The organism is Aquibium carbonis (assembly GCF_003970795.1).
Classification (GTDB): Bacteria; Pseudomonadota; Alphaproteobacteria; order Rhizobiales; family Rhizobiaceae; genus Aquibium; species Aquibium carbonis.
This window is the reverse complement of the sequence record NZ_RWKW01000032.1, coordinates 1-21,992: the sequence shown is the minus strand read 5'-3', so window position 1 is coordinate 21,992 and position 21,992 is coordinate 1. Positions and strand designations below refer to the sequence as shown.

Below are 21,992 nucleotides of genomic sequence, written 5' to 3'. Positions count from 1 at the left end.
GCCGCCAGCGCCTTCTGCATCCCCTCGAAGGCCTGTTTGTCGATCAGCGGCCCCACCAGCGCGCCGCGCCGCAGCGCCGGCACCATCCGCCAGGCCTTGAAGGCTTCGTGCGCGGCGTCGATCATCGAATGGGCGTCCGCCGCCGAGGCGGTCGTCACCTGCGCGATCGCCTTGTCGCTGACCGGGCTGAACGAGGCCATGTCGCCGCCGGTTCATGCCGCGCGCGCCACGCCCAGCCTGTCGAGCAATTCCGCCCTTTCCTGTCTCACGTCACCGCTGACGCTCATCGGTTGTCTCCGTCCTTCAATCCATCGGGGTGGCGTTCTGGACACCAAAAGCTTGCCGCTATGTTGCTCATGCTGGCTTCGGTCTAGCACGGTCGGACCGGAGTTGGAGGAGGGGCCGATCGGCCGCGGGGCGAAACGGGTGGATCGGCGGCCTGCTTACGCCATGCGTCAGCGCTTGCTTCACGAAACCAACTGGTCTTCAATCGAACTAGAAAATTTGGTCAGATGAATAAACATCCACATGGCGGCGTGGTGTCATCCAAGTCGCTCAACACCGCAAGAATGGAGGCATCATGCCGATCATCCAGATCGTCGTCGCAAGCACACGGGAAGGTCGCATAGGCCGCAGCGTCGCCGACTGGGTATTTGAGGTCGGCCGCGAGCGCGGCGGCGCCGAAATTGAACTCGTCGATCTAAAGGACGTCGCGCTGCCGATGTTCGATGAACCAAATCATCCGCGTCTCGGCCAGTACATGAATGACCATACAAAACGCTGGAGTGCCAAGGTCGCTGGCGCAGACGCCTTTATTTTCGTCACGCCGGAGTACAATCATAGCTTCCCAGCTTCGCTGAAAAATGCTATAGATTACTTGCACAACGAGTGGCTGTACAAGCCGGTCGGCTTCGTTAGCTATGGCGGTGTTGCGGCCGGAACGCGCGCCGTACAGGCGTTGAAACCGGTTTTGGCGGCGCTGCAGATGATACCGGTGCTAGAAGGTGTCAGCATTCCTTTCGTTCACACCAACCTTGGCGCGGACGGGCGCTTCAATGCGCCTGATGGCCTCGCCGATGCGACGAAGCTGATGTTCGCGCGCACGGAGTTTTGGATCGCCCGGCAGGCATCCTTGTATCAAGGTAGATAGCGAGCCTCCCTACCTCAAGAAGACGTGGCCTTGGGATTACCGTTTTTCTCTCTCCCTGCGGTCTTGAACTGTTCGTCTACCAGCCTTGGGAAAATCGGGCGGATGTCCGAAATGTTGGATCAGGCTTCCCCTAGTGCACGCATTTTCTGGAAGGGAAAGCCGAAGTCTTCGGCGGCGACGGAAAGGCCGAAGCACCACCTCCGGTCGAAGTGAAGGAACTGCACGCCAAAATCGGCGAGTTGATGCTCACCAACGATGCTTCGCAGAGCCACGGGTCTCTGCTTCGATCGTCGGCGCGCTCACCAAGGCGGGATTGCTGAACGCAAGGCGATGATCGATCGACAGTACTCTTTACCCGTCAGGAAGCAGGCGGCGGCCCTCGGCAGCAGCCGTGGCAGCGTCTGCCATATACCGCGACCGGTTCTCGCCGTTGCCGAGAGGGCATCTAGATCGGCCGGCTCCACGTCGCGACGCTGATGAAACGCATGAGGATCGCGGCGATCTATCGGCGCCCGAACACCTCGGAGCCGGCGCCGGGCCAAAAGGTCTACCTGTGTCTACTGCGCAAGCTGCCGATCACGGGCCGAACCAGGTCCGGGCGACCGCCATCACGCATGTCCTACGAGAAAGTCTACCTGCGGGCCTACGGCGGCGTGCCGGGAGCCAGAGCTTGGTTGGGCGGATACATCGACCACTTCTACATCGCTCGAAGACCCAATGAGCCTTTACCGGCAGACACCGGACGAGGCCTACATCAATGCGCTGTCATCAATCCCGATGGCGGCCCAAACAAGGCAGGAATCCACTTACCGACAGCCCTGAAACTGTTCAAAAAGAACCGAGCCCCCTCTCTTCGACCGCGCCGGCGACCAAAGAAGCAGGGCGAACCGTCTCCTCAAGCAATGCCAATAGATCAAGGGTAATTGTTAGCAGGAGAAGCGTTCCTGTTAATATATCTTCCCAAGCATAAAATCGTTGCTTGCAGGAAGCAAGCAAGGATTGGCTGGGGCGCCTGGATTCGAACCAGGGAATGGCGGTACCAAAAACCGCTGCCTTACCGCTTGGCTACGCCCCAAGGCCATGAAGCACTGCCGCGCCTTATATGGGGACGCCATTGGAGACGCAACATGCCTGTTGCGGATTGAAACCTCTGCGGCCCAAACAGCCGAAACGTTACCATGATTGGCCACCCTTATCAGCTGCGAACTTCCTTTTTGCGATGGAAATGCGGTTGGGCAGGCTCTAACACGCGTCTTGTGCACCGCAACGGAGGGGCGACTATGGCGAAGTGGGTCTTTGGTTTCGGTGGTGGCAAGGCCGAAGGGCGCGCTACCGATCGCAACTTGCTCGGCGGGAAGGGTGCCAATCTCGCCGAGATGAGCGGTCTGGGCCTCCCGGTTCCCCCGGGCTTCACCATAACCACCGAGCTCTGCACTTGGTACTACGCCAACGGTCATGTCTATCCCGTCGATCTCGATGCGCAGGTCGACGCTGCGCTTGAAAAGATCGGCCAGCTGACCGGCAAGCGATTCGGCGACCCGGCTAGCCTGCTGCTTGTTTCCGTCCGTTCGGGGGGGCGGGCGTCGATGCCCGGCATGATGGACACCGTGCTCAACCTCGGCCTCAACGACGAGACCGTCGAGTCGCTGGCGGCCGAATCCGGCGACCGCCGCTTCGCCTACGACAGCTACCGCCGCTTCATCCAGATGTATTGCGACGTCGTGCTCGGCCTCGACCACGAGGTCTTCGAGGAGATCCTGGAGGACCAGAAGGCCCGCCTCGGCCTCGACCTCGACACCGAGATCGGCGCCGACGACTGGGTGCGCATCGTCGAGCTCTACAAGGCCCGCGTCTTCGAGGAACTGGAGCGCCCCTTCCCGCAGGACCCGCGCGAACAGCTGTGGGGCGCCATCGGCGCCGTCTTCCGCTCCTGGATGAACCCGCGCGCCATCACCTACCGCCGCCTGCACGACATCCCCGAAAGCTGGGGCACGGCCGTCAACGTCCAGGCCATGGTGTTCGGCAACAGGGGCGACACCTCGGCCACCGGCGTCGCCTTCACCCGCAACCCCTCGACCGGCGAAAACAGGCTCTACGGCGAGTTCCTGGTCAACGCCCAGGGCGAGGACGTGGTGGCCGGCATCCGCACGCCGCAGAACATCACCGAGGCCGCCCGCATCGCGGCGGGCTCCGACAAGCCGTCGCTGGAAAAGCTGATGCCCGAGGCCTACCGCGACTTCGTGGCGATCGCTTCCACGCTGGAACGCCACTACCGCGACATGCAGGACCTGGAATTCACCATCGAGCGCGGCAAGCTGTGGATGCTACAGACCCGCTCGGGCAAGCGCACCGCCAAGGCGGCGCTGCGGATCGCGGTGGAGATGGCGGCCGAGGGCCTGATCACGCGCGAGGAGGCGGTGGCGCGCATCGACCCCGCCTCGCTCGACCAGCTGCTGCACCCCACCATCGACCCGGCCGCCGACCGCGACGTCATCGCCATCGGCCTGCCGGCCTCGCCGGGGGCGGCCACCGGCGAGATCGTGTTCTCCTCCGACGACGCCGAGGAGGCGCGCGCCGCCGGCCGCAAGGTCATCCTGGTGCGCGTCGAGACCAGCCCCGAGGACATCCACGGCATGCACGCCGCCGAAGGCATCCTCACCTCGCGCGGTGGCATGACCAGCCACGCCGCCGTGGTGGCGCGCGGCATGGGCAAGCCTTGCGTTTCGGGCGCCGGCGCGCTGCGCGTCGACTACCGCAACCAGACCATGCTCGCCATGGGCCGCACCTTCAGGAAGGGCGACCTCGTCACCATCGACGGCGGCTCCGGCCAGGTGCTGGCCGGCCGCGTGCCGATGCTGCAACCCGAACTGTCGGGCGATTTCGCCGCCATCATGCACTGGGCCGACGGCATCCGCCGCATGACGGTGCGCGCCAATGCCGAAACCCCGGCGGATGCCCGCATGGCGCGCTCCTTCGGCGCCGAGGGCATCGGGCTGTGCCGCACCGAGCACATGTTCTTCGAGGGCGGCCGCATCACCGCCATGCGCGAGATGATCCTGGCCGACACGGAAAGCGGCCGGCGCGCCGCGCTCGACAAGCTCCTGCCCATGCAGCGCTCCGATTTCGTCGAGCTGTTCGAGATCATGGCCGGCCTGCCGGTCACCATCCGCCTGCTCGACCCGCCGCTGCACGAGTTCCTGCCCAAGACGGAGGACGAGATCGCCGAGGTGGCGGCAGCCCTCGGCGTGTCGCCCGAAAAGCTCCTCCAGCGCACCGAGGCGCTGCACGAGTTCAACCCCATGCTCGGCCATCGCGGCTGCCGGCTGGCCGTCTCCTATCCGGAGATCGCCGAGATGCAGGCGCGCGCCATCTTCGAGGCCGCCGTCGAGGCGGGCAAGAGGACCGGCCGCCCGGTGGAGCCCGAGATCATGGTGCCGCTGGTCGGCATCATGAAGGAGCTCGACTTCGTCAAGGCGCGCATCGACGCCGTGGCCAGGGCCGTGATGGCGGAGGCGGGGGTCGAGATCGCCTATCTCGTCGGCACCATGATCGAGCTGCCGCGCGCCGCCATCCGCGCCCATGTGATCGCGCAGGCGGCCGAATTCTTCTCCTTCGGCACCAACGACCTGACGCAGACCACTTTCGGCATTTCCCGCGACGACGCCGCGCCCTTCCTCGAAACCTATCGCCAGAAGGGCATCATCGACGCCGACCCCTTCGTCACGCTCGACGTCGACGGCGTCGGCGAACTGGTGCGCATGGCCGCCGAGAAGGGGCGCGCCACCCGCCCGGGCATCAAGCTCGGCATCTGCGGCGAGCATGGCGGCGACCCCGCCTCGATCCGCTTCTGCGAGGAGGTCGGGCTCGACTACGTCTCCTGCTCGCCCTTCCGCGTGCCGATTGCCCGGCTGGCGGCGGCGCAGGCGGCGGTGGGGCGGGGGAAGGGCGGGTAGCGAGTGGCGAGTGGCGAGTGGCGAATAGCGAATAGGCAGTCGGCAGTCGGCAGTCGGCAGTCGGGAGTAGGGCAGTCGGGAGTAGGGCAGTAGGGCAGTAAGTTTAGTAATGTACGTAAGGGCACTAAGGCAGTAAGCCAGCAAGCCAGTCGGCGGCCCGCCGCCGCGCCCCTTTCCTCGCCCCTTCGGGGCAGAGGTGGCCCGGGCAAGGCCCGGGACGGTGAGGGGGCCTTGCTGCGTTTCCGCCCCGGCGCCCCCTCCACCACTTCGTGGTCCCCCTCCCCCGCTTCGCAGGGGAGGATCAGGTCGCGGGCGGCCGCAGCGGGAGTATCCTCCCCTGCGAAGCGGGGGAGGGGGACCATGCGAAGCATGGTGGAGGGGGCGCACAGCGACCATATGCGATTGCCCTGCGGGAGGGTGAGGGCGCTTTGCGGCGCCCCGGACACTCGCCCGCCCGGCCGCGTGTCCGATCAGAATGCCTTCGGCAGCCCCGCCTGGCGCAGGATGGCATTGGCCGTGTGACGGCTCGGGATGCCGACGGGAACGGCAAAGCTCCGTCCGGTGGAAGGGCTGCGCCAGATTTCGTGGCTCCCTTTGCCCTGGCGGATCAAAACGCAACCAGCCGCCAAGAGCATGTCCCGAAGGCACGGTCGAATTGCGGCGCCATTGTCAGGCGGCCGCAGTCTCGGCTTCGCGCAGGGCCGTGATCTGGAGAAACACCGACGCGGGATCGACGCCGGGATGGTTGTCAGGCAAGAGGTCCAGCGTCATCGCCGTGATCCGCGACAGCAACTCGTCGAGCGTCGGGGCGTCCGCCGCCGCCGGAATCTCGTCGCAATGCCCGCTCCACACCCGGGCTTCGTCGTCCCAGATGGCGGAAATGGTGAAGATGACCGGTTTCGACATGCTCGCTCCATGGCACGGCGCGATCCTATCATGCCGACGTGGAGAATGGCGAATGGCGAGTGGCGAGTGGCGAATAGCGAATAGGGAGTAGGGTCGGCAGTAGGCCGTCGGCAGTCGGCAGTCGGCAGTCGGGAGTAGGGCAGTAGGGCGGTAAGGCAGTAATCCATAATGCCAGTAAGCCAGCAAGCCAGTCGGCTGCCCGCCGCCGCGCTCCTTTCCTCGCCTCCCTTCGGGGTAGAGGTGGCCCGGGCAAAGCCCGGACGGTGAGGGGGCTTTGCTGCGTTTCCGCCCCTGCGCCCCCTCCACCACTACGTGGTCCCCCTCCCCCGCTTCGCAGGGGAGGATCAGGTCACGGGCGGCCGCAGCGCGAATATCCTCCCCTGCGAAGCGGGGGAGGGGGACCATGCGAAGCATGGTGGAGGGGGCGGACAGCGACCATATGCGATTGCCCTGCGGGAGGGTGAGGGCGCTTTGCGCGATCTCCGTCCCCGCGAACCCTGCAGACCCGTTATCCGAAAACCCGCCTGTTCGGATAATCCTTGCCGGGCGGGGGAAACGGCACGCGACCCTTCCAAGTCGGGCTCAACGGGCAAAGCTTGTCTGGTCGGCTTCCGACCCCATTTCGGTCGTTCAGCTTGTCTTGCCCCCGGCCCAAAACCAGCCGTTCAAAAGGCATTGGTTCTGGCTTGAACTGAGCCGTCTTAGACCTCATCGCGATTTTGGTCGACCTCGGTGGCGGAAGCACCGCCTTCCTACGTAGGAGGGCGACACTGCGACCCGAAGGTTCGGATCCGACCCGGCGCCGATCTCGTTTCCTAGCTCGACAGCCGCGCCTTGCTGATACGTCACGATGACGCCCTCGCGCGGCCATTCGTAGAGGATCGAGCCGTCGAGTTGCTGCGCGAGTGTCCGCTCTACGAGTTTGCTGCCGAAGCCCGTTCGGGCCGAATGGGGAGGCGCTTCGACGTCCGGCCCCCCGCGCTCCCTATGGCGGCGAGGCTACGCGCTATCCTAATTAACGTGCCGTTTTTGGTAACTGACAATGCACTGACGAAGTTTGTGGGTGCAACGCATCGACTCTTTCTTGCGGAAGTGTACTATTCGCTCTGGGGTAGATCAAGGGGATGGTCTTATGTCTAGATTCACGATGGCGTTTCTTATGGCGTCAGCATCGATATTCGTTTCCTCGGCCAATGCTCAACAAACTCAATCGAGCGTCGTTGTTCCGGTTTCACTCAATCTCGCCGCCGCCCAGGCTCGCCTTAACGCGGAGGTGCCCGATGTTCTTTACAGCGTAGATCAGGGCCAGAATTGCGGGCGCGTTAAACTTCCATGGCCGCTGCGGGGCAGTGTAGGCATTGATTGCCACGTCACCGGACAGGCGCTCAAGAACGGACCCATTACCGTTGGTGGCGTCGGGAGACAGATACTGGTTTCGGCTCCAGTCAGGGCGTGGGTGACGGCGCGGGGACGCGGTGAAGTCGGACGGCACATTCGAGAAACTGCGGAAGCCGCCGTCACTCTCAGCATCGCGGCCACACCTACGATCGACGCAGAGTGGAACGTGGGGCTAGCGATCGACCACTCGCTCCATTGGGACCAACGCCCGACAGTCAGGCTGCTAGGCCTTATCGAAATCACGTTCGCCAGTCTTGTCGAGCCAAAAATCCATGAACTGATCGAAGCTCAAAAGGCGAAGCTTCCCGCTTTGATCGCAGACCTCAAGGTCAAGGAAAAAATGGAGAAGGCCTGGGCCGAGCTGCAGAAGCCGATGAAACTGTCCGACGCGCCGCCTGCCTGGCTGGCCTTCAAACCGAGCGGCATCGGGTTCTCCGGCATCAGCACCGAGGACAATATCCTGAAGGTCCGCGCTGTTCTCAGCGGCGAGACAAGTGTCAGCCTGGGCGCGGCGCCGGAATCCGCCCCGGTGCCGTTGCCGCAGCTGTCGCCGGACGTCCCGACTGACGGGAACTTCAATCTCAACATTCCGATCCGGTTGCCGCTCGCCGAACTCGAGGCCGTTGCCAACCAGGAGGTCGACAAGCTGGGAGAGATCAAGGCCGGCGACCTGCATGTGCTGACGCTGAGCGACGTGAAACTGCGCGCAGTAGATGGCGCTCTTGCCATAGAAGCTTACGCCCTGCTCGACAACAAGGGCGGCTGGCTCGACTGGCTCGACGTCTTCCACTGGTTCGACGTCAAGGGCACCGTCCATCTCAAGGCCCGTCCGATTGTCGATGACGAGAAGCGGCTCCTCAAGCTGGCCGATCTGGACTTCGACACGTCGACATCAAGCCTTCCAGTGGATGCGCTGGTGGAAACGCTGCGTCTCCCTCTGATCCGGCAGCTGCTGGAGAAACTCGTTTCCTACGATTACGGCGCCGACGCAGACAAGGCGACCGCCGAAGCCAACAAGCACTTGACGCGAGACCTTGGAGAGGGTTTCCGCCTCGACGGGACGTTGCAGAAAGTCGGCGTCGTCCAGCCAGTCATTGATCCGCAGGCGATCGCACTTCCCTTGGCCTTGCAAGGCACGCTGCAAGTCGCGTTTGGCCTCAACTGACTGCGGCCCTGATGCGCTCCGGGCTGAAAGTGTTTCTGCTGGCGGCGTTGGCGGTTCATCCGGGCACGGCTGCTGCAACGACCTACTATTTCAGTGTTGCTTGTCCCACCGGCCGATCTGTCGAGGCTTGGGTGGTGGGGGATATCGATCCAGGGCGAGAATATCTGCGCGTGGCGACCGGGATTAACAATGAGGGTTGCAGCATATCGGACGCGTCAGACTTCGACAAACAAACCTATCCCATAAAGGAACTGAGGGGATGGGAAGCGGCCTACAAGGCCGTGCCCTTAGTCGGGCCGCTTCTATGGGATTGGTTTTGGAATTGAGACGACCCATTCGATCAGAACCACCTGGCGATCGTTAACAGCAGGCGAAACAGCGCGAACAGAAAATCCGGCGCGAACAGTAGCAGGATCGCGCCGGCAGTCATCACCAGAAATATAGCGGCCGGGACCTTCAGCCAGGTGCGCCGCAAACCCGCCGTCAGATTGCACAATGGACTGAGAAATGTAGTCTTAATGAACAGTGTCATTCTGTGGGAGGGGAAAATGATAAAAACATTTATTGGCTTTGTCACCATTCTGGCTGTGATTTCTGTCTCAGTTTTCGCGTTCTAGTTCGCCTGCTACCGCGAGGTCATGCTGGGCCTTGCAAAGTTCAGCAGTCAACTGAATGGCCGCTTTCCCAATTCCGCACCCAGAAGCGGTCGGGCAGAAATCCACCCCAATTCCGCCTTGTACATCCCCGCCCGCCGTGCCGACGATGCGGAATCTGGTCTTGCGACCGGGCGGGTCGCGGGCTGGTGTTTGGGTCGGCGGCGGCGGCGGGATGATGATTTTTTCGCTGGGTGGCGCAACCAACGGCGTTCTGCTGCGTTCTTGTGCGGGAAAGTTCCATCACGTCGGTTTCGCCAGGCGGTTTCTCGAGGCCGTCCGGTTTCGTTTTTTCGTGACGGCGTATCGACGGACATCCGGGTTTCATTCAATGGTCTTGCTCGTTCGTGGGGGGCGCGCCATCGGTGGAGCGAGGGCGCCAAACGGGGATTGGAAGACCGATGCCGGATGATCCGACGACGACGTCGCCAGCGGGGCTGGAGGCCGGGGACTGCCTCGACCGGCGCCTGGCGGCGATCGTGGAATTTTGCGACGACGCCATCATCAGCCTGTCGCTGAAGGGGATCGTGACCAGCTGGAACCAGGGCGCCACCGCGCTTTTCGGCCACGCCGCCAGCGACATGATCGGCCAGTCGATCGTGCGGATCATTCCGCCCGACCGGCACGCGGAGGAAGAGGACATCCTCGCCCGGATCAGCCGGGGCGAGACGGTTCGCCACTTCGAGACGCGCCGCCTGCGCAAGGACGGCGCCGTGCTCGACATCTCGCTCACCGTCTCGCCGATCAAGGACGACGACGGCGCCGTGATCGGCGCCTCGAAGGTGGCGCGCGACGTGACCGGGCGAAAGCGGGCCGAGGAATCCCGCCGCAACCTGATCGAATGCTCGCGGCTGGTGGGGCGGCCGTTCTTCGACGCCATGGTGGGCGCGCTGGCCCAGGCCTTCGACGTGCGGTGGGTGCTTTTGTGCGACATCGACGCGGCCAGCCCGACCCGCGCCCGCACGCTGGCGGCCTGGAGCGACGGGCAGCGCCAGGACAATTTCGAATATGACCTGAGAGGCACGCCGTGCGCCAACGTGGTCGGCGACCAGATGTGCTTCTATCCGTCAAACGTCGCGGCGCTGTTTCCCGAGGACGTGCTGCTGACGGAGATGGGCGCGGACAGCTATCTCGGCGTGCCGCTGCGCGGCGCCGACGGCCGCACGCTGGGCCTCCTGGCGCTGCTCGACGACAAGCCTTTCGACGAGGCGTTCCAGCTGCAGGAGACCCTGGAGCTGTTTGCCGGGCGCGCCGCCGCCGAGCTGGAGCGCCTGGCCGCCTCGTCGACCAACGAGAGGCTGGGGCGCATCGTCGAGGATGCGGCGAGCGAGACCTTCGTGTTCGACGCCGCGACGCTGAAGTTCATCCTCGTCAACCGCGGCGCGCGCGAGAATCTCGGCTACAGCATGGAGGAGCTGCGCGAGCTCACCCCGGTCGACATCAAGCCCACGGTGACGGCCGCCGAATTCATGGAGATCACGCGGCCGCTGACGACCGGCGAGAAGGCGGTGCAACACTTCGAGACCGTGCATCGGCGCAAGGACGGCACCGACTACAACGTCGCCGTCACGCTGCAGCTGCTGGAGGACGAGGCGCGGCCGGTGTTCTACGCGGCCATCGAGGACACGACCGACCGCGACGCCGCCATCCGCGAACTGAAGGAGGTGTCGCGGCGGCTCGACACCGTCCTCAACAACACCACCATGGCGGTCTTCCTGATGGATGGCCGGCAGGAATGCGTCTACATGAACCCCGCCGCCGAGCGGCTGACGGGGTACCGGTTCGAGGAGACGATCGGCCGGCCCCTGCACGACGTGATCCACCACAGCCACCCCGACGGCACCCACTTCCCCATCGAGGACTGCGTGATCGACCGCGCCTTTCCCGACGACAACCAGGTGCAGGGCGAAGGGACGTTCGTCCACAAGGACGGCTCGTTCTATCCGGTCGGCTACACGGCGAGCCCGATCCGGGACGAGCGGGGCCGTCCCATCGGCACCGTGGTGGAGGTGCGCAACATCCGCGACGAGATCGAGGCGCGCGAGGCGATGGCCAACTTCAACACGGCCCTCCAGAGGCGCGTCGAGGACGCGATCGCCGAGCGCAAGGCCGTCGAGGCGCAGCTGTTCCAGGCGCAGAAGATGGAGGCGATCGGCAAGCTGACCGGCGGGATCGCCCACGACTTCAACAACCTGCTGCAGGTCATCGGCGGCAATCTGCAACTGCTCATGCGCGACGTCGCGGGCAACATCCGCGCCGAGCAGCGGGTCCAGAACGCCATCGCCGGCGTCTCGCGCGGCGGCAGGCTGGCCTCCCAGCTCCTCGCCTTCGGGCGCAAGCAGCCTCTGGCGCCGAAGGTGATGAACCTCGGGCGCCTGGTCCATGGCATGGACGATCTCCTGCGCCGCGCGCTCGGCGAAGGCGTCGAGCTCGAGACGGTGATTTCGGCCGGCCTGTGGAACACGTCCATCGACCAGACGCAGGTCGAGAACGCGATCCTGAACCTGGCCATCAACGCGCGCGATGCCATGGAGGGCTACGGCAAGCTGACGATCGAGGCCGGGAACGCCCTGCTGGACGACACCTATGTGCGCCAGCATCCCGACCTGAAGCCCGGCCAGTACGTGATGCTGGCCGTGACCGACACGGGCTGCGGCATACCGAAGGACCTGATCGACAAGGTTTTCGAGCCGTTCTTCACCACCAAGGGCCCGGGCAAGGGGACGGGTCTGGGGCTGAGCATGGTCTATGGCCTGATCAAGCAGTCCGGGGGCCACATCAAGGTCTACAGCGAGCTCGGCGAAGGCACGACGATCAGGGTGTACCTGCCGCGCACGCGCCAGGCGGAGGTGATCGAGACCAGCGTCGAAACCGGTCCCATCAAGGGCGGCACGGAAACGGTTCTGGTCGTCGAGGACGACGACGACGTACGCTCCACCGTCGTGGAGCTTCTGACCGAGCTGGGCTATCACGTCCTGCGCGCCACCGACGCCACGGGGGCGATGGCAATCGTGGAAAGCGGCATGGCGATCGATCTCCTGTTCACGGACGTGGTCATGCCGGGACCGCTCCAGAGCCGGGAGATGGCCCGCCGCGCGCAGGCCCGGCTTCCACGCCTGGCCGTGCTGTTCACGTCCGGCTACACGGAAAACTCGATCGTCCACGAAGGGCGTCTTGATCCCGGGGTCGAACTGCTGAGCAAGCCCTATACGCGCGAAGTCCTGGCCCAGCGCGTGCGCCAGTGCCTGGACAAGCGGACCGAAGTCGACGCGGCGCGCGAGGCCGGGAACGACGAGACGGCGGACGAGCGTGCTCTCGCGGTGCTCCTGGTCGAGGACGAAGTGCTCGTTCGCATGGCTGGCGCGGACATGGTGGCCGATCTCGGGCACACGGTCCACGAAGCCGGCTCCGCCGAGGAAGCGCTGGCGATCATCGAGCAGGCGCGGATCGACGTGCTCATCACCGACATCGGCCTGCCCGGCATCTCCGGGATGTCGCTGGTGGCCCAGGTGCGGGAGAGATGGCCGACGATCCGGGTCGTGGTCGCATCCGGCTACACGCGTCCGCCCGAAGCGGCGGCGGAACTGGGCGAGAGCGTGCTGTGGCTGGGGAAGCCGTTCGACATCGACAGCCTGGAACAGGCGCTGAAGCGCTGGAGCAGTGACCCGTCGGACTGAAGCCGTTCCGTTTTCCCCGGAGCGCGTCACGCTCCAGGGCCGGTCATGCAACGGCGGTCGTCCGAAGCGGACCGGACGCGAGGCGCCTTCGCGACGCCCGAGCCGCAAGGCCCCGGAGTCATCCCGGGCCTTGCCAATAATCTTTCGTAATCGTTCGCCTGCAACGGTTCGAGTTCATCAGTTCTCAACCGGTCGTTGACTAGAACAGTCATCCCACGTTTCACGCGGATGACTTGATGCGCCTTGATCTCGATAGCATTCGACGGATCGGCATCGGCCGAGACCGGACGTTACTCCCCGGCTCGGCAGGCGCTTGCCTGGACAGGCTGGGACGACAGCTCGTGCGACACTACCAGACCTGGAGCGACGCGACGCGCCGCCAGGCGATGGCGGATGCCTACCGGCCGATCGTCCGGGGCTTCCTGCTGCCCGGCTGCGCCTACTACCTGTTCGTGACCTGGGGCCACTGGCGCGACGAGACCGGCTCCAACCTCCTGATACTCGGCGGCATCAGCCTTTCGACGGCGGTGGCCTATGCGCTGTTTCGCGCCGTGCTGCTGCCGGAGGGGCGCACCTCGCTCGCCCGGCTGGAGGCGGTGGGGCTGGTCGCCAACCTGCTGCTCTATGCCAACGTGCTCGCCTACATGCTGCTGCATCGAGAGGACGAAAGGCTGGTCTACTTCGTGCTGATCGCCGTGGTGTTTTCCACCTCGGGCGTGACGCTGCGCGGCACGATCGCCTGCGTGATGCTGTCGATCGGCACGCTGCTGTGGTTTGCCCGCGATGCCTCGCCCGTGCTGGCCGAGCAGTACGCCTTCATCGGCGTCGCCACATCCTTCGCCTCGGTGGGCATGGCCACGCTGCTGCGCAAGGCGATCCTGCGCCAGATCGACGCCCGGCTTCTGGCCGACCAGATGGCGCAGCGCGACAGCCAGACCGGCATCGCCAACCGCCGGGCCATCTTCGGCCGGATGGATGAGCTGGTGCGGGCGCGCACGCCGTTCTGGATCGGCATCCTGGATCTCGACGGTTTCAAGGCCATCAACGACATCTACGGCCATGCGGTCGGCGACAGCGTGCTGTGCGAGGTGGTGGCGCGGCTGGAAGGGCGCTCGTCGGACCGGGTCCGCTTCGGCCGGATCGGCGGCGACGAATTCGCCATCCTGGTCACCGGCGAGGAGACGGCCGAGACCGTGGAGAACCTCGGCGGCGAACTGCTGGCCGCGATCGGCCGGACCTGCGCCATCGACCACCTGAACCTCGGCATCGGCGGCACCATCGGTTTCGCGCATTACCCCAGCATGGGCGCGACGACGCGGCAGATCTTCGAAAAGGCCGACTACGCGCTCTATCGCGGCAAGGAGCAGGCGCGCGGCCATGCCGTCATCTTCACCCTCAACGAAGACCGGCAGATGCGCGATTCGCTGCTGCTGGAACGCGAACTGCGCGAGGCCGATCTGGACGCCGAACTGCACCTGCTGTTCCAGCCGCAGATGAACGTGATGGACGGTCGCGTGCGCAGCTTCGAGGCGCTGGCGCGCTGGCAGAGCCCATTGCTCGGCGGGGTGGCGCCGGATCGCTTCATCCGCGCTGCCGAGCGCGCCGGGCTGATCCAGAGCGTGACGCGCATCCTGTTTCGCAAGGGGCTCGACGCGCTGGAAAGCTGGCCGCGCGACGTCGACGTCTCCTTCAACCTGTCGGCGCAGGACATCGCCGACCGCGCCTTCATCTTTTCGCTGGTGGCGCAGGTGCTGCGCCGCGGCATCGACCCGGCCCGCATCGAATTCGAGATCACCGAAACGGCGGTGATGAAGGACATCGGCGTGTCGCGGCTTTTGCTGGAGGACCTGTCCGCCCTGGGCTTCCGCATCGCGCTCGACGATTTCGGCTCCGGCTATTCGAGCTTCGAGTACATCGACGAGCTTCCCCTCGACAAGATCAAGATCGACAAGGGCTTCGTGCGCAAGGTGGCCACCAGTGCCGCCTCGCGCGAGATCGTCGCGGCCGTGATCACGCTGTGCCGCAACCTCGATCTCGAATGCGTGCTGGAAGGCGTCGAGACCGAGGCCGAGATGGCGATCCTGGCGCCGCTGTCGCCGCGCATCATCCAGGGCTACCTCTATGGCCGGCCGATGCCGAGCGACGCGGTGGTGGCGCTTCTGGCCGGGCAGAGCGGCTCGCCGGAGGCGGCCCGCGTCTGAACGTCGGGCGGTCGGAGAGGCGTTGACGCTTCCCCGGAATGCTCCTATCTCTCGAACCGATGGGGATGGGGTTCCCCCGAAACCGCCTTCGGGCTGATGACTCCTGCCGACCAGTGCCATGCGATCCGCGCCCGAGGCGCGGCCCGACCATGGCCGTTGCAGGAGTTGCGCGTGACCTTCGATCGAACCGCCCCCGGCGACCAACCGCGCGAGCGCCCATGACCCCCACCCTGTTGCAGATGCTCGCCGTCACGGTGGGCGGGGCGATCGGCGGCGTGGCCCGCTTCTGGCTGTCCGGCATCGTCGCGCGCCGCTTCGGCGAGACCTTTCCGTGGGGGACGCTCGTGGTGAACGTGTCGGGGGCCGCCGCCATCGGCGTGCTGGCCGGCCTGCTGCTCGCCCCCGAAACCCATGCCGTCGGCGACTGGCCGACATGGGCCGGGCTCGTCATCGGCATTCTCGGCAGCTACACGACGGTCTCGTCCTTCTCGCTCCAGACCCTGGCCCTCGTGCGCGCCAACCAGCCGGGCCAGGCGCTGGGCAACGTCGTCGCCTCGCTGGCGCTCTGCCTGGCCGCCGCGACGCTCGGCTATGCCGGCGCGCTTTCGCTGTGGGGCGGCTGACCATGTCCAGGACCGCGAGACTTTACGGGGCCGTGGCGCTCGGCAGCGCGCTGGGGGCGCTGGCGCGATATCTCTGCTCTCTCGGGCTGCTGGCCGTGTTCGGCGCGGGGTTTCCCGTCGGCACCCTGGCCGTCAACGTCGCCGGCTCCTTCCTGATCGGTCTCTTCGCCACGCTGACCGAGCCGGGCGGGCGCCTGCTGGCCAGCCCGCCGGCGCGCCAGTTCGTGCTCGCGGGCTTCTGCGGCGGCTTCACCACCTTCTCGGTCTTCAGTCTCGAGACCTTGTTCCTGCTCGAAAGCCGGGCCTTCCACCTCGCCGCGCTCAATCTCGGCGTTTCCGTCATACTCTGGCTGGCCGCCGTCTGGCTCGGCTGGCGCATCGGCGCGCGGCTGAACCGCCTGAAAGGAAGTTGACACCATGACCGACCTCACCGAAGCGACCCTGCTCAGGCTGTTCATCGGCGAAAGCGACGAACATGACGGACGCCCGCTGCACGAGGCGATCGTGCTCAAGGCCCGCGCCTTCGGGCTGGCCGGCGCGACCGTGCTGCGCGGCGCCGCCGGCTATGGCCGGTCGAGCCGGCTGCACACGACGAAGATCCTGCGGCTGTCCGACGACATGCCGCTGGTGATCGAACTGATCGACGTCGGCGACCGCATCGAGGCCTTCCTGGCCGAAACCAACGCCATGCTGGGAAGCTGCCTGGTGACGCTGGAGACGGTGAAGGTGGCCCGCTACGGCCATGATGGCGGGCTGACGTGACCGGAGTTCCCGCGGGGCGGGACGGGCGCAAGCTCGCGACGCGCCCGGGAGCCGGGGCTCAGCGGCCTTGCGACCAGGCGATGGCGTCGGCGCCGGCGGGCAGGACCATCGGGCAGTCGGGGTCGGTCGCCGCGCGGAAGACCGCCTGGGCGACATCCTGCGCCGTCGTCACCGCGCCGCTGGCGGCGTGGTGCTGCATGCCTTCCATCGTCTGCCGGACGAAGCCGGCATAGGCGTCGGGAAAGCCGCCATTCGCCGCGATCTCAGCCCGCGCGGTGTCGCCGAAACGGGTCGTGGGCGCGGCGCCCGGCAGGACCACGCGGGCGCGGATGCCGAATTCGGCGAGCTCCAGGGCCGCGGATTCGGTGAGGGCGTTCACGGCCGCCTTGCTGGCCCGGTAGATCGACAGGAGCGGCATCGGCTTCAGCGTGGTGCTGGAACCGATGTTGACGATCGCGCCCGACCGCCGGGCGCGCATGCCGGGGAGGACCGCCTGCATCATGGCGACGGTGGCGAACAGGTTGGTCTCGAAGACCCGGCGCATCGTGGCCATCGGGGTGCCTTCCACGGCGTTGAGCCAGCCCACGCCGGCATTGTTGACCAGCACGTCGATCGCGCCCGCCGCGGCGGTGGCGGCCGCGATGCTGTCGGCGTCGGTCACGTCGAGCGGCAGCACGCGCAGCCGGTCCGACGCGGGCAGCGTGCTGGCCGAGGGATCGCGCATGGTCGCGACGACGCTCCATCCGCGTTCGAGGAAGTGGGCGGCGGTTTCACGGCCGAAGCCGGTCGAGCAGCCGGTGATGAGGACGGTGGTCATGGGATGCGTCTCCTGAGGGGTCGATGCCAGACAGATAGCCGCCCGCTTTCGGACGTGCTACGTTTCAAAGTCCTTGATTGATTGGAGACAGTCCGGAAATGCATGATCCCCTCACGCAGGTGATCGCCCTGCTTCGGCCGAGCGCCTCGCGGTCCAAGCTGGTGACCGCCGCCGGGCGGTGGGCCGTGCGCCCGCCGGGGACCGAGCCGTTCTACGGCGCCATCCTCCAGGGGACGTGCGAACTGTCGATGGCCGGGCGCGAGGCCGTCAGGCTCGGCGCGGGTGATTTCGTGCTGATCCCGGCCTCCCACGACTTCACGGTGACGAGCCTGGCGCCGCCGCCCGGCGGGCGCCTGGACGAGCCGGTCGAACGGCGGCCGGGGGAGTTTCACCTCGGCGAGCCGGGCGCCCCCAACGTGCGCATGCTGATCGGGTACTGCGCGTTTCGATCCGGCGATGCGCGGCTTCTGGTCTCGCTGCTGCCCGGGCTGGTGGTGGTGCGCGGCGAGCGGCGGCTGACGGTGCTGGTCGAGCTGCTGAGCGAGGAGGCGCGCGCCGGCCGGCCGGGCCGCGACGCGGTGCTGGCTCATCTGCTGGAAGTGCTGCTGATCGAGGCGTTTCGCGCCACCACGGGGCCGGCCGCCCCGCCCGGGCTGATCCGCGGGCTTGCCGACGAGCGGCTGGCCGCGGCGCTGCGCCGGATCCACGCCGAGCCGTCCCGCCCCTGGACCATCGGCGAACTGGCCCGGGAAGCGGCCCTGTCGCGCTCCACCTTCTTCGACCGGTTCCGCCGCGAGGTGGGGGTGGCGCCGATGGAATATCTGCTCGGCTGGCGCATGACGATCGCCAAGGATCTGCTGCGCGGCGAGGGCGTCAGCATGGGCGAGGTGGCGCAGCGGGTCGGCTACAGTTCGTCGAGCACCTTCAGCGTCGCCTTCACGCGGCAGGTCGGCACCGCACCGACGGCCTATGCGCGCGCGCAGGCGCGCAGCCCGGGCACCGCGCAGGCCGCCTGAACGGGACGCATCGCAGATGTGTCCACGCCCCCCGCGGGCGGCCTTATCCTGCCTCCGGTCTGTCGAAACGAAGGAGAGCGACATGGTGCAGTTGATCGGAGCAGAGCGGTGGGCGGCGATGCGGTCGTTGATGGAGGGGGGGCTGCCGACGCATCAGCGCGTCGCCGATTGCGGCGGGGTCTACGTGAAGACGCTGTCGCGCCGCGCCGGCCAGGAGGGCTGGAAGACGCTCGACTTCCGCCACAAGCGCGTCATCGCCGCGCATGGGCAGATGATCGCGCTCGCCGCCTCGCTGCGCGCCGGCGAGGAGATCGACCGGGTGGACGTGCCCGATCCGGAGGCGCCGGCCGGCCCCGACCTCGACGCCGAGCTCGACCGCCTGGACGCCCTGCCGCCGGCCCAGCGCATCGCCCGCATCGGCGCCATGCTGACGCGGCGCACCAGCGCGCTTCTGCTGCGCGCCGAGGCCGGCCTGCCGATCGAGGGCCGCCAGGTCACCGCGCTCGGCGGGCTGGTGCAGCTGTCGGAGCGCATCGCGACGCTGGCGCGCGAGGAGGTGCGGCAGGAGGAGGCGAGGAGCGAGGAGGAGCTGCGCGAGGCGCTCGACCTCATCGACCGGCGCATCCTGCATCTGGCGATCCGCGAGACGCGCCGGCTGCTGCTGACGCGCTTCGGGGTGTCGGCCAGGGAGATCGACGAGGTGCTGCCGGCGCTGGAGCCGTTCTAGGGCCGGGCACGGCGGCGCTGCGGCGCGACGCGCGGGCGGTCAGGTGGTCTCGATGGTCACCCGGTCGGGGTAGAAGGCCCCGTGGTCGCGGATCGCCGCCGTCTCGTCGTAGGGCGTCTCGTAGGCCCACATCACGTCCTCGCCGGCATCGCCCGGCAGGCCGACCAGCCAGTAGGTGGCGTCGCCCTTGAACGGGCAGTGGGTCATCGTGGCGCTGCGGGCCAGAGGCGCGAAGTCGATGTCGGCGAAGGGGATGTAGAGCACCGGCGGGTAGCCGGCCTCGACGAGCTCCAGGGCGGCGTCGGTGGCGGCCAGGACGCGGTCGCCGCTGCGCACCACCACCCGGCCCGCATGCGGGGTGACGGTGATCGCGTGATCGGGCTTGCGGCGAAAGCCGGGGGCGGGGTTGGGCGCGGGCGCCAGGGGATCGGGTGTCGTCATGCCCTGAAGGTAAGCCGAAACCGCGCCGCGACAACCCCCGACCGCGTTCCGCCGGAAACGATCGTGTCCCGCCGGCAGGTGTCCGCCTCGGTCGGACACCCGGCCGGCCCGTCCCGGTCCGGGCATCCGTCGGGCGCCGGCTCAGGCGGCGCGAAGGCCTTCCTTCGACACCAGCGCCTCGCCGTCGGCGAGACCCTTCTCCAGCCGGTCGAACAGCTCGTTCAACTCGGCCTCGGTGATGATCATCGGCGGGCACAGCGCGATCGTGTCGCCGATGGCGCGCAGGATCAGCCCGTGGCCCTCGAGGATCTTCGCCACCTGCGCGCCGACGCCCTTCTTGCCGTCGAAGGGGCGCTTCGTGGCCTTGTCGGCGACGAGCTCGACGCCGCCGACCAGCCCGCAATACCGCACCTCGCCGACCAGCGGGTGCTGCTTCAGGGCGTCGAGCCGGGCGGCGAAGACGGGCGCCAGCGACCGCACGTGACCCAGGATGTCGCGCTTCTGGTAGATCTCGATCGCCTTGACGCCGAGCGCGCAGCCGAGCGGATGGCCGCCATAGGTGAAGCCGTGGCCGAAGGTGCCGATCTGGCGCGAATGGTCGACATAGGCCTGGTAGATGTCCTCCGGCACCATGACGGCGCCGAGCGGCGCATAGGCCGCCGTCATCTGCTTGGCCGCCGAGATGGTGGTCGGCGTCATGCCCAGCGACTGGCAGCCCCACCATTCGCCGGTACGGCAGAAGCCGTTGATGACCTCGTCGTCGATCATGATGATGTCGTGCCGGTCGAGCACCTCCTTGACGGCCGGATAGTAGCCGGCCGGGGGAACGATGACGCCGCCGGCGCCCATCACCGGCTCGGCGATCATCGCCGCGATCGTGTCCGGCCGCTCGCGCTCGATGAGGTCGGAGAGCGACTGCACGATGCGGGCGGTGAACTCGGCCTCGCTCTCGCCGTCATGGCCGAAGCGGTAGTGATGCGGGCAGTCGGTGTGCAGCACGCGGTCGACCGGCAGGTCCCAGCCCATGTGGTTGTAGGGCAGGCCGGTGAGCGAGGCCGACATGATGGTCACGCCGTGATAGGCCTTCTGGCGCGAGATGATCTTCTTCTTGTTCGGCCGGCCCATGGCGTTGTTCATGTACCAGGCGAGCTTCACCTGGGTGTCGTTGGCCTCCGAGCCCGACGAGGTGAAGAACACCTTGGAGATCGGTACCGGCGCGATCTCCTTCAGCTTCTCGGCCAGCTCGACGGCCGGCTCCATGCCCTTGGCGCCGAACAGGTGGTAGTACGGCAGGGCGCGCATCTGCTCGGCGGCGGCCTCGACCAGTTCTTCCTCGCCGAAGCCGAGGCCGGCGCACCAGAGCCCCGACATGCCCTCGATGTATTCCTTGCCGCGCGTGTCGTAGACGAAGACGCCCTTGCCGCGCTCGATCATCAGCGGCCCCGTCTCGCGCAGCCGGTGGATCGGCGTGTAGGGATGCAGCAGCGCCTCGACGTCGCGGGCCTGGATGTTCGACAGCGGCGGGTGGGTGTTCATGACGGGCGGCTCCGCAGGTCTGGCGCCGGCCATCGGCGGCGCTCGGGTGGGGTTGCCGTGACGCTAGCCGTTCGCCGGGGAGAGGGGAACCCGGCCGGCCCGCTGGCCCAAGCAATTTAAGCCAGCGGGCAGATGCGGCGCGCTGCTGCGTGCCGCCGAACCACGGGCGCCTTCCGTGTGAAGTGCGTCACGGTGCCGACGTTCGCGCTCTGGTAGAGCTGTCGGTGGGGCGTTTCGATCGGGAGGAATGATCTCATGGCGGTATTCAACCCTGCCAGGAACCGGAGCGGGACGGCGACGCTCTACATGACGGCGACGCCCGGGCTGAAGGGCGAGCCCTCGGACGTGGTCTATGACGGCGATGGCCTGAGCGGCGTCTTCGCCGGCAGCCAGGGGATGCGCTTCCTCGGCTGCGACACGGCCGAAGTGGCCTATCGCGTCCCGACGGGACCGACGGGCTTCAAGTCGAGCCAGAAGATCGGCGGGCCGCTTTGGCAGGCCTATCTCGACGATCCGCTGGCCGCCGGCCAGTGGCCGGCCTTCACGCAGCCGCTGCACCCGCTGGTCGAAGCGCGCTTCGCCGCCGCCACCGGTGCGGGATCGGCGGCCAACCACGCCCGCCATGCCGACGACGCGCGGGCGGCGCTGATCGCCATGATCCTCGACGACCGGGAGCGGATCGGCATCGCGCCGGCAGATTTCCGGGTGCATGTGGCGGTGACGCACGAGGTCTTCGACGGGTACGGCAGGCTTCTGGCCTTCGTCAACACGTCGGTGAAGGAGCGCGAATTGCGGCCGCCGCTGACCTACAACGAACGCATGATCGCGAACGGCATGGCGGCGCCGTTCTTCATCTGGCCCAACACCGATCCCTTCATCGGCCGGCCGGCCGTGACCGACGCGGCGCTGCCGCCGGCCCGCCTGCGCAAGGCCGCCGCGACCGGCAAGCTCGGCCTGTCGCGGCAGT

At 66.9% G+C, this 21,992-nt stretch carries 19 protein-coding genes, 1 tRNA gene, 1 pseudogene and 1 riboswitch; of the genes and pseudogenes, 13 read left to right on the top strand and 8 right to left on the bottom strand.

The genetic code is table 11. The annotated features are described in order from the left end of the window. The coding region (locus tag EJC49_RS09175; protein WP_126699510.1) for an aldehyde dehydrogenase family protein at positions 1-200 on the bottom strand (200 nt) is incomplete at its 3' end. Positions 201-580: 380 nt separating this feature from the next. Between EJC49_RS09175 and EJC49_RS09170 the strand changes: the two genes are divergently transcribed. Together EJC49_RS09170 and EJC49_RS26050 are read left to right on the top strand one after the other, a co-directional pair. After that, the gene (locus tag EJC49_RS09170; RefSeq protein ID WP_126699508.1) at positions 581-1,150 is read left to right on the top strand and encodes an NADPH-dependent FMN reductase; all 570 of its coding nucleotides are present in this window, start codon (positions 581-583) and stop codon (positions 1,148-1,150) included. A 146-nt stretch (positions 1,151-1,296) separates the two neighbouring features. After that, a pseudogene (locus EJC49_RS26050) lies at positions 1,297-1,769 on the top strand (transposase family protein); the annotation flags it as partial. A gap of 381 nt (positions 1,770-2,150) precedes the next feature. Here EJC49_RS26050 and EJC49_RS09165 read toward each other — a convergent pair. Beyond that, positions 2,151-2,225: transfer RNA gene (locus tag EJC49_RS09165), tRNA-Gln, on the bottom strand. Positions 2,226-2,430: 205 nt separating this feature from the next. Here EJC49_RS09165 and ppdK point away from each other — a divergent pair. Next, on the top strand, positions 2,431-5,103 hold the full coding sequence (gene ppdK, locus EJC49_RS09160) for a pyruvate, phosphate dikinase (protein WP_126699506.1): 2,673 nt from the start codon (positions 2,431-2,433) through the stop codon (positions 5,101-5,103). A 470-nt stretch (positions 5,104-5,573) separates the two neighbouring features. Here the strand turns inward: ppdK and EJC49_RS09155 are convergent, their stop codons facing one another. Further along, positions 5,574-5,738 carry a type II toxin-antitoxin system HicA family toxin gene (locus EJC49_RS09155; RefSeq protein WP_126699504.1) on the bottom strand — a complete coding sequence of 55 codons (165 nt, stop codon included), beginning with the start codon at positions 5,736-5,738 and terminating at the stop codon, positions 5,574-5,576. 34 nt (positions 5,739-5,772) lie between these two features. Next, a complete protein-coding gene (locus tag EJC49_RS09150; RefSeq protein WP_126699502.1) occupies positions 5,773-6,009 on the bottom strand; it encodes a DUF1902 domain-containing protein in 237 nt (78 codons plus the stop codon). Positions 6,010-7,141: 1,132 nt separating this feature from the next. Between EJC49_RS09150 and EJC49_RS09140 the strand changes: the two genes are divergently transcribed. Together EJC49_RS09140 and EJC49_RS09135 are read left to right on the top strand one after the other, a co-directional pair. After that, a complete protein-coding gene (locus EJC49_RS09140; RefSeq protein ID WP_126699498.1) occupies positions 7,142-8,572 on the top strand; it encodes a DUF4403 family protein in 1,431 nt (476 codons plus the stop codon). Positions 8,573-8,583: 11 nt separating this feature from the next. Next, the gene (locus tag EJC49_RS09135; RefSeq protein WP_126699496.1) at positions 8,584-8,898 is read left to right on the top strand and encodes a hypothetical protein; all 315 of its coding nucleotides are present in this window, start codon (positions 8,584-8,586) and stop codon (positions 8,896-8,898) included. 14 nt (positions 8,899-8,912) lie between these two features. Here EJC49_RS09135 and EJC49_RS09130 read toward each other — a convergent pair whose 3' ends face one another. Beyond that, positions 8,913-9,104 carry a hypothetical protein gene (locus EJC49_RS09130; protein WP_126699494.1) on the bottom strand — a complete coding sequence of 64 codons (192 nt, stop codon included), beginning with the start codon at positions 9,102-9,104 and terminating at the stop codon, positions 8,913-8,915. Between the two features lie 522 nt (positions 9,105-9,626). Between EJC49_RS09130 and EJC49_RS09125 the strand changes: the two genes are divergently transcribed. The 5 genes from EJC49_RS09125 (at position 9,627) to EJC49_RS09105 (ending at position 16,488) form a co-directional block, all read left to right on the top strand. Beyond that, positions 9,627-12,902: a hybrid sensor histidine kinase/response regulator gene (locus EJC49_RS09125; protein ID WP_126699492.1), complete on the top strand. Its 3,276-nt coding sequence runs from the start codon at positions 9,627-9,629 to the stop codon at positions 12,900-12,902. Positions 12,903-13,243: 341 nt separating this feature from the next. Then, on the top strand, positions 13,244-15,103 hold the full coding sequence (locus tag EJC49_RS09120) for a putative bifunctional diguanylate cyclase/phosphodiesterase (RefSeq protein WP_245453328.1): 1,860 nt from the start codon (positions 13,244-13,246) through the stop codon (positions 15,101-15,103). 52 nt (positions 15,104-15,155) lie between these two features. After that, positions 15,156-15,216: riboswitch (Fluoride riboswitch) on the top strand. Between the two features lie 105 nt (positions 15,217-15,321). Next, positions 15,322-15,726: a fluoride efflux transporter CrcB gene (gene crcB / locus EJC49_RS09115; RefSeq protein WP_126699490.1), complete on the top strand. Its 405-nt coding sequence runs from the start codon at positions 15,322-15,324 to the stop codon at positions 15,724-15,726. Positions 15,727-15,728: 2 nt separating this feature from the next. Continuing rightward, the gene (gene crcB / locus EJC49_RS09110) at positions 15,729-16,139 is read left to right on the top strand and encodes a fluoride efflux transporter CrcB (protein ID WP_126699488.1); all 411 of its coding nucleotides are present in this window, start codon (positions 15,729-15,731) and stop codon (positions 16,137-16,139) included. Positions 16,140-16,143: 4 nt separating this feature from the next. Then, a complete protein-coding gene (locus EJC49_RS09105) occupies positions 16,144-16,488 on the top strand; it encodes a DUF190 domain-containing protein (protein WP_126699486.1) in 345 nt (114 codons plus the stop codon). Positions 16,489-16,546: 58 nt separating this feature from the next. On the opposite strand, the gene EJC49_RS09100 is transcribed toward EJC49_RS09105, so the two are convergent. Then, complete coding sequence (locus EJC49_RS09100; RefSeq protein WP_126699484.1) at positions 16,547-17,305, bottom strand: SDR family NAD(P)-dependent oxidoreductase; 759 nt, start codon at positions 17,303-17,305, stop codon at positions 16,547-16,549. A 98-nt stretch (positions 17,306-17,403) separates the two neighbouring features. Here EJC49_RS09100 and EJC49_RS09095 point away from each other — a divergent pair, with 98 nt between their 5' ends. Next, a complete protein-coding gene (locus tag EJC49_RS09095) occupies positions 17,404-18,321 on the top strand; it encodes an AraC family transcriptional regulator (RefSeq protein WP_126699482.1) in 918 nt (305 codons plus the stop codon). Positions 18,322-18,403: 82 nt separating this feature from the next. Beyond that, positions 18,404-19,048, top strand: coding sequence for a hypothetical protein (locus EJC49_RS09090; protein WP_126699480.1), 645 nt, complete (start codon positions 18,404-18,406; stop codon positions 19,046-19,048). 39 nt (positions 19,049-19,087) lie between these two features. Here EJC49_RS09090 and EJC49_RS09085 read toward each other — a convergent pair whose 3' ends face one another. Both EJC49_RS09085 and EJC49_RS09080 read right to left on the bottom strand, forming a co-directional pair. Further along, positions 19,088-19,489 (bottom strand): DUF427 domain-containing protein, encoded by a 402-nt coding sequence (locus tag EJC49_RS09085; protein WP_126699478.1) that lies wholly within the window; start codon positions 19,487-19,489, stop codon positions 19,088-19,090. Between the two features lie 141 nt (positions 19,490-19,630). After that, positions 19,631-21,025, bottom strand: coding sequence for an aminotransferase (locus EJC49_RS09080; protein WP_126699476.1), 1,395 nt, complete (start codon positions 21,023-21,025; stop codon positions 19,631-19,633). 255 nt (positions 21,026-21,280) lie between these two features. Here EJC49_RS09080 and EJC49_RS09075 point away from each other — a divergent pair. Beyond that, positions 21,281-21,992: hypothetical protein (locus EJC49_RS09075; RefSeq protein WP_148106292.1), on the top strand; the 712-nt coding region annotated here is incomplete at its 3' end.

Bases quoted from the DNA above. Each gene is read 5' to 3' on its own strand.
- EJC49_RS09085 (WP_126699478.1), bottom strand. From the start codon at position 19,489: ATGACGACACCCGATCCCCTGGCGCCCGCGCCCAACCCCGCCCCCGGC.
- EJC49_RS09130 (WP_126699494.1), bottom strand. From the start codon at position 9,104: ATGACACTGTTCATTAAGACTACATTTCTCAGTCCATTGTGCAATCTG.
- EJC49_RS09100 (WP_126699484.1), bottom strand. From the start codon at position 17,305: ATGACCACCGTCCTCATCACCGGCTGCTCGACCGGCTTCGGCCGTGAA.
- ppdK (WP_126699506.1), top strand. From the start codon at position 2,431: ATGGCGAAGTGGGTCTTTGGTTTCGGTGGTGGCAAGGCCGAAGGGCGC.
- EJC49_RS09090 (WP_126699480.1), top strand. From the start codon at position 18,404: ATGGTGCAGTTGATCGGAGCAGAGCGGTGGGCGGCGATGCGGTCGTTG.
- EJC49_RS09125 (WP_126699492.1), top strand. From the start codon at position 9,627: ATGCCGGATGATCCGACGACGACGTCGCCAGCGGGGCTGGAGGCCGGG.
- crcB (WP_126699490.1), top strand. From the start codon at position 15,322: ATGACCCCCACCCTGTTGCAGATGCTCGCCGTCACGGTGGGCGGGGCG.
- crcB (WP_126699488.1), top strand. From the start codon at position 15,729: ATGTCCAGGACCGCGAGACTTTACGGGGCCGTGGCGCTCGGCAGCGCG.
- EJC49_RS09170 (WP_126699508.1), top strand. From the start codon at position 581: ATGCCGATCATCCAGATCGTCGTCGCAAGCACACGGGAAGGTCGCATA.
- EJC49_RS09150 (WP_126699502.1), bottom strand. From the start codon at position 6,009: ATGTCGAAACCGGTCATCTTCACCATTTCCGCCATCTGGGACGACGAA.
- EJC49_RS09095 (WP_126699482.1), top strand. From the start codon at position 17,404: ATGCATGATCCCCTCACGCAGGTGATCGCCCTGCTTCGGCCGAGCGCC.
- EJC49_RS09155 (WP_126699504.1), bottom strand. From the start codon at position 5,738: ATGCTCTTGGCGGCTGGTTGCGTTTTGATCCGCCAGGGCAAAGGGAGC.
- EJC49_RS09135 (WP_126699496.1), top strand. From the start codon at position 8,584: ATGCGCTCCGGGCTGAAAGTGTTTCTGCTGGCGGCGTTGGCGGTTCAT.
- EJC49_RS09105 (WP_126699486.1), top strand. From the start codon at position 16,144: ATGACCGACCTCACCGAAGCGACCCTGCTCAGGCTGTTCATCGGCGAA.
- EJC49_RS09140 (WP_126699498.1), top strand. From the start codon at position 7,142: ATGTCTAGATTCACGATGGCGTTTCTTATGGCGTCAGCATCGATATTC.
- EJC49_RS09080 (WP_126699476.1), bottom strand. From the start codon at position 21,025: ATGAACACCCACCCGCCGCTGTCGAACATCCAGGCCCGCGACGTCGAG.